Origin of the sequence: Leptolyngbya sp. FACHB-60, from assembly GCF_014695775.1 — a bacterium.
Classification (GTDB): domain Bacteria; phylum Cyanobacteriota; class Cyanobacteriia; order Phormidesmidales; family Phormidesmidaceae; genus Nodosilinea.
The window spans coordinates 26912-42175 of sequence record NZ_JACJOX010000056.1 but is presented as its reverse complement, the minus strand read 5'-3'; the positions used below and the strand labels follow the sequence as shown (position 1 = coordinate 42175).

Genomic DNA, 15264 nt, shown 5'->3' with positions numbered 1-15264 from the left:
TACTCATCAACGAAGCCCACGGTACGGACAGCAAGTCGAGGTGTCACCATAGATACAGCCCTCTTCCATACTTTTTAGCTTTAGTTTACTTCGTCAATAGTGACTAAAGAGGGCTAATACCCGCTCAGGGAACCCCGTTGCTTAGCAGTGGCTTCGGCCCAGCGGAAAACGAATATCCCAAGGGCAAAATAGACCATCCCGTTTAGCAAGGCTAGACCGTAGGTAAACCAGTCTAGCCCCATGCCTCGGGCCATGAGGTCGCGCAGCAGGCCGGTACTGGGCAGCATGGGCAGCACAAACCGCAAATACTGCATCAGTCCGGTAGCTTCCTCCAGGGGGGCCGCCAGCAGAAACAGCAGCAAGAACTGAAAAATCCCCAAAATTTGCTGCACCCGCTTGAACACCAGCGCCACCGCCCCCAGCAAAAAAGCCAGACCGTAACCGGCCATCAGCAACGAAGCCAGCGGCAGCAACAGCATGGGGGGAAATGCCAGGCGACTGCCGGAGAGCCCCATCAGGAGCAGCAACACGACAACCAAAATGAGCAACCGCAGGGCCAGACTGGCAAAGGCTCTAGCCAAAAATACTCGCGGTGCCCCATAGGGGGAGAGAAAGACCTGCTCCAGAGTGCCGGTTTCGGCTTCGATCTGTAGATTAATGGCAATGTCGTTATTGACAGAAATAATCAGGGTCCACATGGCGTAGCCGAGGACCACGGCATCGAGGCGATCGCCAAAGGCAAACCCTGGTCCGGCAATGTACTGGGCACTGGTAAACAGACCATAGAAGACGGCCAGGATGATGACGATCCCAGAGATCACCTCCGTGGGGTAGCGGATGAACTGAATCCAGGTGCGCTTGAGTTCGGCGTAAAGCAGATCGATCATAGAGAAGTATCCGGTTGGTCTTTAACCAGTTTGAGAAATACCTGGGTGAGATCGGCGCGATCGCGCTGCACCGAAATTAGCGGCACAGGACTCAGCGCCCCCAGCAGCGCATAGAGATTTTCCGGGGTGCCAGCGTAGGTAATCTGCGCCCCCTGAACCGTCGCCCCCAACTGAGTCACCGTGTGGATCTGCTGAGGGGAAAGATCGCCTTCCACCTCCAGGTGATAGGTGGAACTAGAAAATTCTTTTAGTAATGCTTCAGTAGACTGCTCGGCAATGATGCGTCCCCGGCGAATGATGGCCACCCGGTCAGAAAGTTCTTCGGCCACATCGAGTTGGTGGGTGGTTAACAGAACGGCTCGGCCTTCCTGGGCAATCTGGCGCACCAGGGCTTTGACCATTTCGCTGGCCTCCACATCCAGCCCCAGGGTGGGTTCATCCAACAGCAGCAGCTTAGGATTGTGGATCAGGGCGACGGCGATCGCCACCTTTTGCTGCATCCCGCGAGAGAGCTTTTGCACCGGGGTCTGGCGCTTTTCCTCCAGCCCAAACCGGGCCAGCAGTTCCAGTCCCCGGCGATGGGCCACCTTGCGAGGCACCTGCCGCAGGACGCCGAAATATTCCAGATTTTCCTCCGGGGTTAAGCGCCAGTATAAATTGCGGTTGCCCTCCAGCACTGCACCAATGTGGCGCAGTGCCCGAGGCTGGCGGTGGGGGTCTTCTCCGACCACGGTAACCAGCCCCTGGGTAGGACGCACCAGGCCCGCAATCATCTTGATGGTGGTGGTCTTGCCGGCCCCGTTGGGTCCTAAAAAGGCCAGCACCTCTCCCTGGTGCAGGGCTAAGGAGACATGCCTCACCGCTTCAAACCGCTGTTTGCCCCGCCCATAGACCTTGGAGAGATCGCGGGTATCTAGCACGATGGAGCCCGATGAGGAATTTTCAGCCCAACCATCGGTTGGACGATGAGCAAGTTGCACGACAGGATTAAGCTCTCAGCGATAGGTAGAGTCTTTACTTATCTTAAAGTTTTTTGCCGATTGGTCGGCGTGGTCTGAGCGCGATTGACTCAGCACAAGCTTGGGATGAATCGCTTGCAGTGCCCACCCTATGGGCTGATCAAATTTCGTTGCCTGGCAAGAGACAATTTCTGCCGTCGGATCGCGCTTCTCGTTGAGCCAATGCGATCGCCTCTCGCCCCTAAAGGGCCGATTTTGGGGTCTCGCGTTTCAGTTCTGGTAACCATCCCCGACTACGTCAAGCACCAGATGATCATAGAGACGGACAACACAAAATTCTGTCATACCTCGGCTACACCATCACCCACCCCAACGGGGCATTGTTTGACCGGGGGATAGGCTATGTGGCTACCGACGGCAACCTGGTGCACGTGTTTGTCACTGGGGTCATTAGCGGCTACCCCAGCGGGTCTTTTTCGGACGAGGCGGCGGTAGGGGCGTTTGAGCCTCATCTAGACACCATTATTGAGGGGTTGCAGTTATGAACGCGTCTAATCGAGCGATCGCCTCCAGGTCTCGGGCGGCTATATTTCTGCCGGCCTGGGTGCTGGCCAACCTGGTGGGCGGCTTTTTTGTCGGCTTTTTAGAAAACAACGGCCCGCAATTTATAGCCACCTTAATTCTGACTGGAGCCATTGTGGGGACGGTGCAGTGGTTTGTACTAAGGCCCATGGGTGGCTTTCGCTGGTGGCCCCTGGCGAGTACCCTGGGCTGGATCGTTAGCACCTTGCTGCAATCGCTGATGCAGAGTATTTATAACCCGGTGGCCAATGCCCTATGGCGCACTTTTGGCCTGTGGGAGGTGTTTTGGCTGCTTGTAGTAACTGGGCCACTGATGATTTGGGGTATGGCGATCGCCCAAATGCTGATCTTGAGCCACCGCACCGGGCGCAGTGTTTTAGCCCAGGAAAATCGCCAGATATGGGGCTGGCTGGGGGTCAGCCTGCTCGGTATCGCGGTGAGCGGCGGTGTTAGTGCAACGTTGTGCGCAGCCCTATGTCAGAGCCTGCCGCAGACGTTGATGGGTTTGGTCCATGGCTTAGGCTTGGCCGCCTATGGCTTGATCACAGGACTTTGGTTAGTGGGGCCTTATTCCCCCCTAAAGGAGCAGGTATAAAAGGTTTGGGGCACTCTGCTGGCCACCAATATTCTACCCGAGGTGCTGCAAACCCTCAATCGGCTGTGGGTGGATGCCAGCGGTGAACGGTTTGGTTTCAGCGTGCAGCACGACACCACCCTTATGGGCTAGCTAATGGAGGCTCTAGCCCAAGCCGAGTGTAAGGTAAAAGCCCAGATCCTCACCATTGAGAAGCTGGGCTTTTTGGAGTACTGCCTGGGATGATGCCGAGTTTACTCGTCTTCATCTAGGTAGGTTTCGTCTTCGACCTCGATCTCCACGTCGGCTATATCAGCCACCGAGCCACCAATTTCGAGCTTTTCTCTCACCTGGGCTTCAACCTTGGCGGCGAACTCAGCATCCTCTTGCAGGCGCTGAATCGTGTTCTCGCGCCCCTGGCCAACGTTGTTGCCCTCATAGCTGTACCAGGCCCCTTTCCGGACGATCACGCCGTGTTGCTCCGCTAGGTCAACCAAGCAGCCCATGGTCGAAATGCCCTGGCCAAAGAGAATGTCAAACTCACCAATGCGGAAGGGTGGGGCCACCTTGTTTTTAGCCACTTTGACCTTGGCGCGAATACCGTACTCTTCAGTGCCCTTCTTTAGGGTTTGAATGCGGCGAATGTCGAGGCGTACTGAGGCATAGAACTTCAGCGCGTTGCCCCCGGTGGTAACTTCGGGGTTGCCGTAGGAGATGCCGATCTTCTGGCGCAGCTGGTTCAAGAAGATGACTGTGCATTGCGACTTGCCGATGCTGCCGGTGATCTTCCGCAGGGCTTGGCTCATGAGTCGCGCCTGAAGACCTACGTGGGCATCGCCCATTTCGCCTTCAATCTCAGCTCGGGGTACGAGGGCGGCTACGGAGTCAACCACAACAACATCAATAGCCGACGATCGCACCAGCTGATCCACCACCTCAAGCCCCATCTCACCCGTGTCGGGCTGAGATACCAGCAGCTCTTCGACGTTGACCCCTAGGGCGGCGGCGTAGATCGGGTCGAGGGCGTGCTCAGCATCCACAAAGGCCGCTACGCCACCCGTTTTCTGCACTTCGGCCAGCACGTGCAGAGCCACGGTGGTTTTACCCGAGCTCTCAGGGCCATAAATCTCAATGACGCGTCCCTTGGGCAGGCCGCCACCCAGGGCTAGGTCGAGGGTTAGTGCGCCAGTGGGAATCGTTTCAACTTTCATGCGGGCAGCATCGCCTAGGCGCATGATGGAGCCTTTGCCAAAGTTGCGCTCAATCTGGCCCAGCACCATGGTGAGGGCTTTTTCCTTTTCGCTTTGCTCTTTGCTTCCGCCTTTCTTTGCCGCCATAGTCGCCTCAATGCTTTAGGACAAGACGCCTGAACCCCAGAACAGTTGTCTTCACGACAACCATTATAGTACAATTGACCTAGATCGCAATAGGTAGCTATCTAGTTCGTCCAGCATTTCTGAACTCGGTTTTCCTGTAGTTAAGCCTCCCAAACCGATGGAGGAGGTTAGTTATGGCACCTGAACAACTCAACACTCTAATTGCCCTGGCAGATTGGCTTGTGGCTGTGACTCATCGACATTCGACGGGCTTTTGCTGCTGGGTGATAACGCCTGAGTTGTCGATCCTCAACGATGGCGAAACCTATGCCACCAGCAGTGCGGCCCTGGCTGCCGGGCGCAGTCTAGTGCAGTATTCCACCGGGCCCCAAATCGATTTTAGCCGCTGCCGCCTTTCAGAGTAGCGATCGCAGGTATAGAGCACGTCTGAGACCCACCGCCTGACTTAAGCAGTTGACGTAACTCGCAGAGCCCTGTTAGAGCCATCACTTGAGACAATAAACAGGCCAAGTTTACCGAGTTTTACCCATGCCTGGAACCCTCATTCGTCAAGCTATCTATGCCGTGCTGACCCTGATCGGCTTCGTCTGGACAAACTATTACCTGGTACAGTTCACCATTGCCACCAAGGGTGAGTTCACCGCCACCAACCTACTGAACTTTGACCTATCTGCCTTTATTGAGCAAGTCTGGGCTAACCCAGCCTCTAGCTTTGTCGCCGTCGATCTCACCATTGCGCTGCTGCTGGTGATCACATTCATTGTGTCGGAGGGGCGGCGGCTGAAACTCAGGCTCTGGGGCATTTATATTGCTCTGATGTTTGCTATCTCCTTTGCCTTTGGCTTTGCGCTATTTATGTTTGTGCGTGAGCGAAAGCTGGCTGCAACAGCGGTTTCTGACCCCACGACTTGAGGCCTGCTAGAAACCTGGTGTGGTCTGGGCAAAGAGAGCGTCAAAATCTGTGGTGACTACGGCCCCAGGCGTGCCCTCTGGTTTAGAGATCACATCAAAGGCTTTATTGCGGGCGGCGGGCGCTAGCAACGCTTGCACCACCACCTCTGCCACATCAGCACGGGGAATAGAGGTAGGAATGCCGTCAGGAGGATTGGCCAGCAACTGGTCATCTTTGCCGACGATCAGCTCGCGCTGGCCCCCCGGCTGATCTTGCAACCCCCCTGCCCGAATGATGGTGTAGTCGAGGCCGGAGTCGATTAGGTAGGCTTCTGCCTTGCGCTTCCAGATCAGAATGTTGCCGTTGGCCATGCGGTTGAGGGGGTGTTGCTCATTGGTGCCACCCATGGAACCGACGAGGACGATGTGTTTGACTCCGGCGGCTTTTGCGGCTTCAATTTGGTTGATCTGACCGTGGTAGTCTACCTGCTCAGGGGTTCCCCCTTCGGGATAGGTAAACTCTGGCCGCTGCCCCGGTTCTGGTGGAGCTTTCATTTGGGGTACGGCGCTGGTGAGAATAACTAGGGCATCGCAGCCTGCTAGAGCGGTTTGGAGACGATCGCGATCGCTCACATCCCCCAAGTAAAACCCGTCTGTTGTGCCAAACAGTTCTTGCACCTTCGCCTCAGAGCGGGCAAAGCCTTTGGCCACAAACTGCTCTGGCCGCTGCTGAAGTTTTTGGACAGCGATCGCTCCGGTGCGCCCCGTGGCACCAGTGACTAAAACATGGAGGGGAGTAGTCATAGAACGGTTCTTCTACAAATGGGTAATGGAGGTTCTAACGGTGTTGTAAACCCGAGATTGCACGCTGTCTTGCCGTTGCCCCCAAGAAGCTGCGCTTGACTATATAGATACGTTCACTATGATCCCATTTAACCTAACCAGATCCCCGTGGTTACTTCAGCCTGAAACTTGACGGTGAATTCGCTGGTGGACGGGTCGTTGACGGGCGATCGCCTCTGCTAGCTACTGCCAAGTTTTTTCTAGATAGTCGAGCCGGAGCTGGTGGTCGGGGCTGAGCAGGCGGCGATAAGCCAGCAGCACCACGCCAAAAATCCCCAGGGCGGCTCCAGCGGCGATCATAAACATAATCACAATCTGATAGCGCACCGCGTCAATGGGGTTAGCCCCAGCCAAAATTTGGCCGGTCATCATGCCCGGCAGGCTGACCAAGCCCATCACCATCATCGAGTTGATGGTAGGGATCATGCCGACGCGAATAGCGTTGCGCACCTGAGGATGGGCGGCTTCCCAACGGGTGGCCCCCAGGGCCAGTAAGGTTTCGACCTGGTCGCGCTGGGTGGTGAGCCCTTCCATAAAGCGGTCTAGCCCCAGGGAGATGCCGTTGAGGGTGTTGCCCAGCACCATGCCCAGCATCGGAATCAGGTACTGCGGGTCGTACCAGGGCTGTACCCGAATGATGCCGACCATGGCAAAGCCCGTCACCAGCGCCGAAGCCGCCAGCACCGACAGCAGACTGTGCCAGTAGATGCCCACAAAGCGGCGCTGGGTGCGGTTGACGGCCGAGACGCCCGCGATCGCCGTCATCACTAGCGCGATCGCCAGAATGATTAGGGCATTGTCTTGGGTAAACAGCCACTCCAGCACAAAGCCAATCAGCAACAGCTGCACCACCATGCGTAGGGCAGCGATCAGCAGCGACTGACCCAGCCCGAGCCGCAACACCGCCGATAGACCTACATTCACCACAATCAGCAGCGCTGCCAGGGCCAACTGCCCGTAACTAATGGCAATGTAATCGGTTTCCATAGGCCGGGGAGCGGGTATAGGGTTTAGGGGGTGCAAGGTATAGGGTTCAGGGCTGCCCCCTGCACCTTACACCTTGCACCCTACAGCCGCTTACACAAATTCCCCTAGGTTGAGCTGGCGATGGGTGACTCGGCGAATTTGCTCGGTGTCGTGGCTGGTGAGCAGACAGGCGCGGTTGGAATGCTGGAGCCAGTCGTGCAGCAAGGCTTCTACCTGGGCCATGGTCGCCCCGTCGAGGGAGGCAGTTGGCTCATCGAGCAAGAGCACCTGGGGATCGAGCTGCAAGGCTCGCAACAGGGCTAGGATCTGCGCTTCGCCGCCCGAGAGCCGAGAGCCCTGTAGATTGAGGAATTCTGGGTTTCGCCCGAGCTTTTGCAGCCAAGTTTGAATGATGGTCGGGTCAAAGCGGCGATCGCTGTAAATGCCGAGGTCAAACACCTGTTCGAGGTTGTCCTGTACGGTGCCGTCGAGGGCGATCGCCCGCTGGGGTACAACCATCACTCGGCTACGGTAGGCGGGTAGCCCCCACTCAGACGGGGTTTTGTCCTCAAACCTGACTTCTCCCTGCTGAATTGGATCGAGCAGCGCCAGGTTGCGCATCAGCAAGGTTTTGCCCGCGCCGGAAGGGGCCACCAAACCCACACAGTCGCCAGCCATTAACTTGAAACTCACCCCTCGCCACAGCCACCGCTCTGACAGTTGGCGAGCTAAATTTTCAACCGACAACAGGGGTTGGTTCTGCGCCATCGTTACCTGTAAATTCTGCCCCGAAATCGTTTACGGCCACGACTTTTCTACAATACACAGCTAAGGGATGTGCTAGAGAGATCGCCGTGGAACCAGCCCATGATCAACGACAGCCGACCATCATCGGATTTTCAGCGGTGCTCATGTGGGCCACCCTAGCCCTGCTGACTGATCTGAGCGGCACGGTGCCGCCCTTTCAGCTGACGGCGATGGCATTCACAATCGCATTCTTCATTGGCCTGGTAGCCTGGGTACGGGCGGGGGGCAATGTGCTGCGCCACCTGCGGCTGCCCTGGCGGGTTTGGGCATTGGGTATCGTTGGGCTGTTTGGCTACCACTTTTTCTATTTCATGGCGCTGCGCCACGCCCCGGCGGTGGAGGCGAGTTTAATCGCCTACCTGTGGCCGCTGCTGATTGTGTTTTTTTCGGCGCTGCTGCCCGGTGAGCGGCTGCGATGGTTTCATGGGGCGGGGGCGATCGCAGGCTTTCTCGGCGCGGGTCTGCTGGTCACCAAGGGTCAGAGCTTCAGCTTTGATGCCCAATACACCACCGGATATCTAGCGGCCCTGGTCTGCGCCCTCACTTGGTCGGGCTACTCAATTCTCTCCAGATATTTTGGAGCGATTCCGACCAATGCCGTGGGGGGCTTTTGTGGGGCCACAGCCTTGTTGGCATGGATCTGTCACGCCCTATTTGAACCAACGGTAGTGCCTATAGGGTGGGAATGGGCCGCTATTCTCGCCCTGGGGCTGGGGCCGGTGGGGCTAGCCTTTTTTACCTGGGATTATGGGGTAAAACGCGGCAATATTCGCGTGCTCGGGGCGTTATCCTACGCGGCTCCCTTACTCTCGACGCTGCTGCTGATTGTCTCTGGCCGGGCAGAAGCCACAGCGGCGGTGGGGTTGGCCTGTGCGCTGATCGTTGGTGGGGCCGTGTTAGCCACGCTCGATTTCTTGAGGCCTCGGGCCGGGGAAACTCCCACTCAGTGAACCTTTTATACTCTTGAATTGCCCGATAGGTATAGATGGCCGTCCGCTGATATTCCTACGCCAATCGAGCAGAAAACGGGAAATCTGCTGCCGAGTCATTCAATTCAAACTGACAAATGTTTGCGGATAGAGTTTTCTGCTCTGGGGTCATGAGAATGAGTCCTTAAACGTTAGCCGCCACCGCCGTCTTGCTCAGGAAGCTTGGGGGTAGAGTAGACAACTTGCAGTTCTAGATCTAGAAAGTCGCTGAGTTCTTGCCCTAGCCACCACAGTTCAGCATGGGAGAGGAGTGGATGCCCTACCACGCATTCAACTCTGCCTACAAAAATAGTCAGTTTAGGAGAAATAGTTACCTCGCCGCCCCTAATGGTGCGCCCATGCTCATTGATGTAGCGATCAAACGTATATCCGGGGCTGTAGGTCAAAAGGTTAATAATGTTCCCTGTTCTCAGGAAGCTTGGGGGTAGAGTAGACAACTTGCAGTTCTAGATCTAGAAAGTCGCTGAGTTCTTGCCCTAGCCACCACAGTTCAGCATGGGAGAGGAGTGAATGTCCTACCACGCATTCAATTCTGCCTACAAAAATAGTCAGTTTAGGAGAAATAGTTACCTCGCCGCCCCTAATGGTGCGCCCACGCTCATTGATGTAGCGATCAAACGTATATCCGGGGCTATAGGTCAAAAGGTTGACGTTCCCTCCTACCAACGATTGAACATCCCATTGAATCTGGTTGATTTTCAGAAATTTTTTAATTTTCCCGTTGCGTTCAATGGTTATAACTGAATAAAAAGGTGTTTTTTGAACGGCATATATGACTAAGAAAATAATCGCCGTCATGATCAGCACCCCGCTCGCGCTAATCGTCATTAAAGCGAAGAAGCTAGCAGCAATAAAACTCAAACTTGCAGAAGAGGGGATTGAAGGCAATGGTTGTAAAATCTTGATTGCGATGCGATCGCGATCACGAAAAATCTCAATCTGGCTCTTCTCGGGCTTTAAATTGGGATAGCTACAATAGCTACCATCCTCAGATTCGAGCGCTGTCAGCGCTGCCCGAGCTGATTCAAACCGTTTGTCTAGCTGTAGGTGGGTCATTTTTTCGAGCCATCGAGCAAACCGCTTGCTAATAGCAGTGCTGTCAAATTGAATTCTGCCATTGACCTGGCCTAGATCGGCTGGATGCTTACCCGCAATTAAGTAAACTAGGGTCATCCCGAGACTGTATAAGTCTGAAGCTGGGATGGTTTGTCCGGTGAACTGCTCCAGAGGGATATAGCCATAGCTACCAACAATCGTAATGGTGCCATTCTTCTTGTCGGTAACGGTTTGTACCGAGCCAAAGTCTATTAAATAGAGATTGCCCGCGCGATGCCCAAATCGATCTGAAAGCAAGACATTGCTGGGTTTAATATCGCGGTGAATGACTGCCGGAGCATGTTCGTGGAGATAGACCAAAATCGTGAGCAATTGCTTGGCAATATCTACTATTTCTGCCTCAGAAAACCGTCTCCCTGCCTGTGCCGCTACCTCAAGAGACACCGCATCGATATAGCTCTGCACCAGGGCAAACCCCTGACCTAGGTCAGTACTGACATCAAAGCTGTCAAGATATTTAGGAATAGCCGGATGATCAAGAGCTTTCAGAGTTTCGGCTTCGCGCTCAAAAAGTTTGAGATCGTCCCAGGTAAAGTCGGGGCCAAACAGCAGTACCTTGACAACAACGGGCGATTGAGTTTCTAAATCAGTTGCCAAAAAGGTTCTGCGCCCAATTTGTCGGCTCAGTAATCTCTGAACGTGATAACGGTTATGTAGGGTGTGGCCAATAAGTGATTCCATGGTCTTACCAGGAGTTGTTTGTCGGAACATTAACCAAGGATTGTCAGAAAGCATTGCCGTATTTCGCACCAGGGTTTGCCCTCTTAGCCCATAACGACGCGATCACAGGTTGGTTTGAAACAGATCTCTGAGTAAAACTTGAACTTTTTCAGGGGTGCCTTCGTAGACGGCGCTTTCTCGGATGGCCGCGATCGCCGCTAGTTCCCGATGGTTGACCTCGCCGTAGGCGATGGGATACACGCGCACACCGCTCTGCCGGATCACCTCCTTAATTTGGTTGAATTTGAGGCCGTCGGTGCGATCGCCGTCTGTCAACAACAGCAGACAAAACTGGCCGTCGGGATCTGTTTTTTGCATTTCCATCAACTCGGCTAGGGCCACCGCCAGTCCGTCGTATAGGGCCGTAGCGCCATCGGGCTGAAGCTGGTTAATAGCGGTAAACAGCCGCTTTTGCTCTAGCTCATTAAAGGGAGCCAGATGAATGCGACGAATGGCGCGATCACTGAAGGTTACCAACCCAATTTGGTTGCCGGGGTTAATCTGCTGGCTGGCGAACCGCAGTGCCTCCTGCACAGCCTTGAGTCGGTTATTTTGATCCATCGAGCCGCTGGTATCCACCACCAGCTCCATGTAAACAGTGCGACCTCCGTCTTTGCGCTGCTTCCAAAAGGCTTGCGCCGCCTTCAGCACCTCCCCAGAGGGCAGCGGTGGAAAGTTGCCCTGCTTGAGATAGTCGGTCTGCACGTGACCCTGCTGAATCGCTTGTTCCTGCATAGGGGCAGCGGTGGCAAAGGCGGCAAAAGCTTTTAAGGCTTCACGTTCGGCTGGGCTTGTCCAATCAAATGCGACTAGCGGCGAGGTTTCAGGTACTCCAAAAGGAATCTCCACCAGGTGAGCAAACTCCGGCTCCTTTTTTAAGTTCACAAAGCTCTGGCGCGACATAATAATGGCCTGAAAGGCATCGGGGTCTTGCCGCCAAATTTGCTTTAAATCGAGGTAGGTGGGGGTTGTCAGGGCAATCTGCTGTTGAAAGGCAGCAAACACTGAGTTCACCGCTGGATTATCTAAATCCTCTACCTGCAACGGGGCACCGGTTTGGTCATGTCCCGCCGCTCGCCAGAGCAGCGTATGCAGAAAATTAAGCGCCGGAGAGGCAATGTAAGGGTTGCAAAAGCCCACCTCAAACTCTCCTGCCAAGATAGCCGCAACCACGCGATCGAAGGTTACCTCTCCCCTCTCAAACAGGGTTTCGTACACCTGGGGCTGGAGGGCAAAAATCGCCTGATTTGCGACTAACGCTGGTGCGATTGGGGTCACCGCTACCCCGTCGGCCTTGAGCAATTCTAGCCACAGCTCGTGGGCTGGGGTATAGCCTGCGGGCTTACCTTTCTTCGCGGCTATTATTTGTGCCCCCAACCCTGATGGAATGTTGCGCACCCCCACCTGAATCACCTGCCCGGAGGGAAGCGTCTGCCGCCGCTGATTAAACGCCTCAGCCACATCTACGAGCCAGCGCTCATCGGCGCGATTGCCGTTGGCCTTTTCGGCAGAGCTGTAGATCTCGATGTAGACTACCTCGGCATTGCTGGTGGGCTGCGCCCCGTGCAGCGGATAGGTGTTGGGGTCGGGCACTGCGTCGGCCAAGGGCGGAATGACCGCACTGTAGGCAGATGTATCTGAGACGAGCTGAGACTCGACCTGAACCTTAGGCAAAAGTCTTTGGTGCAGGTAGCGATCGGCAGATTCAAAGGACTGGATTGACCTACCAGGGATTGGCGGCAGAGAGCTACAGGCCCATAGCCCACTCAGGCATAGCCCCACCCCTAACCAAAGTTTAAAGCGTAGTCGTTTCATCGTGCTCTACTCTCCTAAAAGGCCGTTTTCGTTCTCTGCGATCAGGGTTTGTAGCCAGGTTGTAATTCCAGCCGACGACGTCAACGATGGCTGCTGCAAGGTATCTAAAATCATCTGGTCGCGCAGTTCTTGCAGTTGGGTGTGGGTTTGCTCAAGTCGTTTTTGGCTGCTATATAACTGCTGCTGAGCGAGCTGTTGATAGTGGTAGGTTTTTACCTCCCGAATGGCCCTCAGAGCCTGGGCCAACTGTTCGACTAAATCCAATACGGTGTGCAGGATCTCTAGCAAATCAGGGATAAAGGCTGACTCTTTTTTTGCAATTTTGTCCGCAACGGCTTGGATAGCTTCTGCTCGTTGCCGAGCCAATGCCCAGAACGAGTGAGGAATATCTGAATATTGGTGCTCTACATGATTTAGGTGGCTTAGAAAAACGTCTTTTTGCAAGAGATCAGTCGCATTAGTTGTCGAAAGTATTTGCCTGTGCCGGTCGAGTTTTCGCTGCCAAGCTGCGATCGCTGCCGTGCTAATAATCGCGACCACAATCCAACGCAATCCCAGCCACAGCACTATCCCAAAACTGCCTAGAGCTATAGCTACCAATAAAATCAGTGTATGGGGGAGATGATACCTATACTGTCGGGAATAGATAGCCATAGCGGGAAGTCCCAAATAACGAATTTTGAGGCCTGCAAACGATCGGCCTGAAGCTAGAGCGTTGAGGCAGGTACGATAAGCATTAGCTGCTGAGCGTCGAGAGTTGGCGGCTCTTGAGCGATCGCCAAACCAATCAGAAAAGTAGAGTATTAATGCCCAACAACTGCTAAGAATTGAATTATCGGCAGCAAAAGTATCCCTAAGTTCGCCAGGACACTGATGACGGGCTGCCAGGGATTGTAATCAACAGAAGACCGCTAGACTACCATCACGGTTTTGGTTGAATTGATAAATGCGATGTTGCAGAATTTCTAGCTCTGGGTCAGTGTTGCGGGCATAGGCTTTGATCAGATATTCCTCATCTTGGGCTTGTAAAATCGCCAGGTAACAAGCCGTTTGGCCGCCGTCGTCTGTGGTGTAGATGCGAGGTACAACCTGGACAGCGTCAACTGCCGGAATCGCCCAGTCCCACAACAGCAACAGGGCTCGATAGGTGGGGGTGCAGCCAATCTGGCCAGAGGCCAGTGGCTCACAGGTAACGGCTATTGGGGGCTTTCAATCAACCACCGCCACCACCGCCACCGCCACCACCGCCACCGCCACCACCGCCACCGCCGCCACCACCGTCGCCACCACCGTCGCCACCATCACTATAGAAAATAGTTTCTTCAAACTCGCGATGGTAAGAACATTCACGATTGTTGCAGTGTTGAATGACTCGCCTAGTGCCATTGAATTGAGATGTTGGATAAAACAAGACTTTAGATTGAGTTTCGAGCGTAAACTTTCTACAACGTGGACAACGACGAGCGATAATCATCTTCACAAGGAAGAAGGGACTTAGTAAGCCTATTAAGACGGGGAAGGCATCTAAATAAAATTGAAATTCGTCAAATTCATCAAACCCGACCTGCTGCCATTGCGGTTGAGACAGATGCAAAATTGATGAAGGAAAGACAACCTGTACTTCAAATTCATCTCCAGGTTGCAATGCCTGATTTGCAACGAATTCAAAAGTTGTTGCATCAATCGTTCGGCTAGTAGCAGGAACTCCATAGGCACTGTAGCCGAGGACTTGACCTGACAGAACATCGGGTAAGTGAACAGTAACAGCGCTAGATAGGACAGGGGCTTCGCGATCGGCAAAAATGGCTTTCCAATAAACCTGAGTTTCGTCACCGTTAATGTGTAGCCCGCCGACAACCCGATACTTAAGCACAAACACATGGGATTCAGGCGGGTTCAGAGAATGCTGCCAGCGAATCCACCGTTGATTATTTTGGGTTCCTGTCGTTGCATCAACTCGCTGTCCATTTTCTGTCACCGTGACATCCGTAATGTTGTCCACCTTGCCCAAAGGAATGTAGCGATAGCGTTCGTTCGCATAATTGGCTGTGAAGACATAATGCTGTGTTTCTGTTACCCACATATCACCATTAGGTTGAACATCCATTTCTACCTGAATGAAATTCCAGTAGAATGGAACACTTGATGCACTAACATGAGTAATTAAAATCAGAATAGTCACCAAAATTGCAGTAAATATAGCTGCAATTCGGCAAAATTTTTGAGAATTAAACCTGAAGTGATTCGCGCATTGAGTATCTGGCTGGTTCAACGAAAATGCGTGAATTCGTTTGCATAACTCTATCTGTCGAGAGTTCATCTTCATTAATCGGTTATCCATAAACCCTACCTCTGAGAAAAGTTGCTTCTAGTGGTCTATCTCCTGAAGAAACTCAACTATGTATGAAATCTATTTTTTACAAGAAGCTGGATGCTAACCAGTAACCTTGCAAGTCTTTCCCAACCCATAACCTAAGCCGTCTAACAACTGGTTCAAACAACCTACGCCACGGGGTGGGCGATCGCCCCTGTGTGCTGGCAGGTAGATTGAGCATGGTTAGGCACCGCAGAACGAGCAATGTCAAGCAAGAGTTGACTACTAATACGCGACTCAACCAGACGAGCAATGCCCTCCGAGGCCGATCGCGTTTCAGCAGGTCTTACTGGAGGTTCTGCCCATAGGGTCTGTGGAACTGATGAGGTAAATCCTACTTAAATGCTGAGTAAAAGTAAAGTAAAGTTTGATTAAATCCTAAAAAGGGCTGTAAGGCTAAGCTT

Annotated in this window: 18 protein-coding genes; 6 read left to right on the top strand and 12 right to left on the bottom strand. The window is 53.8% G+C overall.

Annotated features, from left to right (window positions below; all coding sequences use genetic code 11):
- Positions 1-113: 113 nt before the first annotated feature.
- Both H6F57_RS20830 and H6F57_RS20825 read right to left on the bottom strand, forming a co-directional pair.
- Positions 114-887 carry an ABC transporter permease gene (locus H6F57_RS20830; protein ID WP_190626975.1) on the bottom strand — a complete coding sequence of 258 codons (774 nt, stop codon included), beginning with the start codon at positions 885-887 and terminating at the stop codon, positions 114-116.
- Complete coding sequence (locus tag H6F57_RS20825) at positions 884-1810, bottom strand: ATP-binding cassette domain-containing protein (RefSeq protein ID WP_190626981.1); 927 nt, start codon at positions 1808-1810, stop codon at positions 884-886. Before H6F57_RS20825 ends, H6F57_RS20830 begins: the two co-directional genes overlap by 4 nt.
- 440 nt (positions 1811-2250) lie before the next feature.
- On the opposite strand from H6F57_RS20825, the gene H6F57_RS20820 reads away from it, so the two are divergent.
- The 3 genes from H6F57_RS20820 to H6F57_RS20810 are packed head-to-tail and all read left to right on the top strand — an operon-like array spanning position 2251 to position 3155.
- Complete coding sequence (locus H6F57_RS20820) at positions 2251-2391, top strand: hypothetical protein (RefSeq protein ID WP_190626973.1); 141 nt, start codon at positions 2251-2253, stop codon at positions 2389-2391.
- Entirely contained in the window at positions 2388-3023 is a 636-nt protein-coding gene (locus H6F57_RS20815) for a hypothetical protein (protein ID WP_190626971.1), read from the top strand. The genes H6F57_RS20820 and H6F57_RS20815 overlap by 4 nt, the downstream gene beginning before the upstream one ends.
- Positions 3024-3065: 42 nt before the next feature.
- A complete protein-coding gene (locus H6F57_RS20810; protein ID WP_190626969.1) occupies positions 3066-3155 on the top strand; it encodes a GUN4 domain-containing protein in 90 nt (29 codons plus the stop codon).
- A gap of 101 nt (positions 3156-3256) precedes the next feature.
- On the opposite strand, the gene recA is transcribed toward H6F57_RS20810, so the two are convergent.
- Positions 3257-4339: a recombinase RecA gene (gene recA / locus H6F57_RS20805; RefSeq protein WP_190626968.1), complete on the bottom strand. Its 1083-nt coding sequence runs from the start codon at positions 4337-4339 to the stop codon at positions 3257-3259.
- Positions 4340-4512: 173 nt separating this feature from the next.
- Here recA and H6F57_RS20800 point away from each other — a divergent pair, with 173 nt between their 5' ends.
- Both H6F57_RS20800 and H6F57_RS20795 read left to right on the top strand, forming a co-directional pair.
- Positions 4513-4743 (top strand): hypothetical protein, encoded by a 231-nt coding sequence (locus tag H6F57_RS20800; RefSeq protein ID WP_190626966.1) that lies wholly within the window; start codon positions 4513-4515, stop codon positions 4741-4743.
- A gap of 124 nt (positions 4744-4867) precedes the next feature.
- Positions 4868-5251 carry a DUF2834 domain-containing protein gene (locus H6F57_RS20795; RefSeq protein ID WP_190626964.1) on the top strand — a complete coding sequence of 128 codons (384 nt, stop codon included), beginning with the start codon at positions 4868-4870 and terminating at the stop codon, positions 5249-5251.
- 6 nt (positions 5252-5257) lie between these two features.
- Here H6F57_RS20795 and H6F57_RS20790 read toward each other — a convergent pair whose 3' ends face one another.
- From H6F57_RS20790 to H6F57_RS20780, 3 genes are all read right to left on the bottom strand, one after another.
- Positions 5258-6034 carry an SDR family oxidoreductase gene (locus H6F57_RS20790; RefSeq protein ID WP_190626961.1) on the bottom strand — a complete coding sequence of 259 codons (777 nt, stop codon included), beginning with the start codon at positions 6032-6034 and terminating at the stop codon, positions 5258-5260.
- A gap of 222 nt (positions 6035-6256) precedes the next feature.
- Positions 6257-7060, bottom strand: a complete 804-nt coding sequence (gene fetB / locus H6F57_RS20785; RefSeq protein WP_190626958.1) for an iron export ABC transporter permease subunit FetB — start codon at positions 7058-7060, stop codon at positions 6257-6259.
- A 90-nt stretch (positions 7061-7150) separates the two neighbouring features.
- Positions 7151-7807 (bottom strand): ATP-binding cassette domain-containing protein, encoded by a 657-nt coding sequence (locus tag H6F57_RS20780; RefSeq protein WP_190626956.1) that lies wholly within the window; start codon positions 7805-7807, stop codon positions 7151-7153.
- Between the two features lie 86 nt (positions 7808-7893).
- Here H6F57_RS20780 and H6F57_RS20775 point away from each other — a divergent pair, with 86 nt between their 5' ends.
- Positions 7894-8796, top strand: coding sequence for an EamA family transporter (locus tag H6F57_RS20775; RefSeq protein ID WP_190626954.1), 903 nt, complete (start codon positions 7894-7896; stop codon positions 8794-8796).
- Between the two features lie 170 nt (positions 8797-8966).
- Here the strand turns inward: H6F57_RS20775 and H6F57_RS20770 are convergent, their stop codons facing one another.
- The 6 genes from H6F57_RS20770 to H6F57_RS20745 all read right to left on the bottom strand — a co-directional run bounded on the left by H6F57_RS20770 (position 8967) and on the right by H6F57_RS20745 (position 14827).
- Positions 8967-9221, bottom strand: a complete 255-nt coding sequence (locus H6F57_RS20770; protein ID WP_190626952.1) for a hypothetical protein — start codon at positions 9219-9221, stop codon at positions 8967-8969.
- A gap of 4 nt (positions 9222-9225) precedes the next feature.
- A complete protein-coding gene (locus H6F57_RS20765) occupies positions 9226-10632 on the bottom strand; it encodes a serine/threonine-protein kinase (protein ID WP_190626950.1) in 1407 nt (468 codons plus the stop codon).
- Positions 10633-10734: 102 nt separating this feature from the next.
- Positions 10735-12486, bottom strand: coding sequence for a vWA domain-containing protein (locus tag H6F57_RS20760; RefSeq protein ID WP_190626948.1), 1752 nt, complete (start codon positions 12484-12486; stop codon positions 10735-10737).
- Positions 12487-12492: 6 nt separating this feature from the next.
- Positions 12493-13155, bottom strand: coding sequence for a hypothetical protein (locus H6F57_RS20755; protein ID WP_190795041.1), 663 nt, complete (start codon positions 13153-13155; stop codon positions 12493-12495).
- Positions 13156-13383: 228 nt separating this feature from the next.
- Positions 13384-13620 (bottom strand): hypothetical protein, encoded by a 237-nt coding sequence (locus H6F57_RS20750; RefSeq protein WP_190626944.1) that lies wholly within the window; start codon positions 13618-13620, stop codon positions 13384-13386.
- Positions 13621-13699: 79 nt separating this feature from the next.
- Complete coding sequence (locus H6F57_RS20745) at positions 13700-14827, bottom strand: DUF2207 domain-containing protein (protein WP_199294847.1); 1128 nt, start codon at positions 14825-14827, stop codon at positions 13700-13702.
- Between the last annotated feature and the right edge of the window lie 437 nt (positions 14828-15264).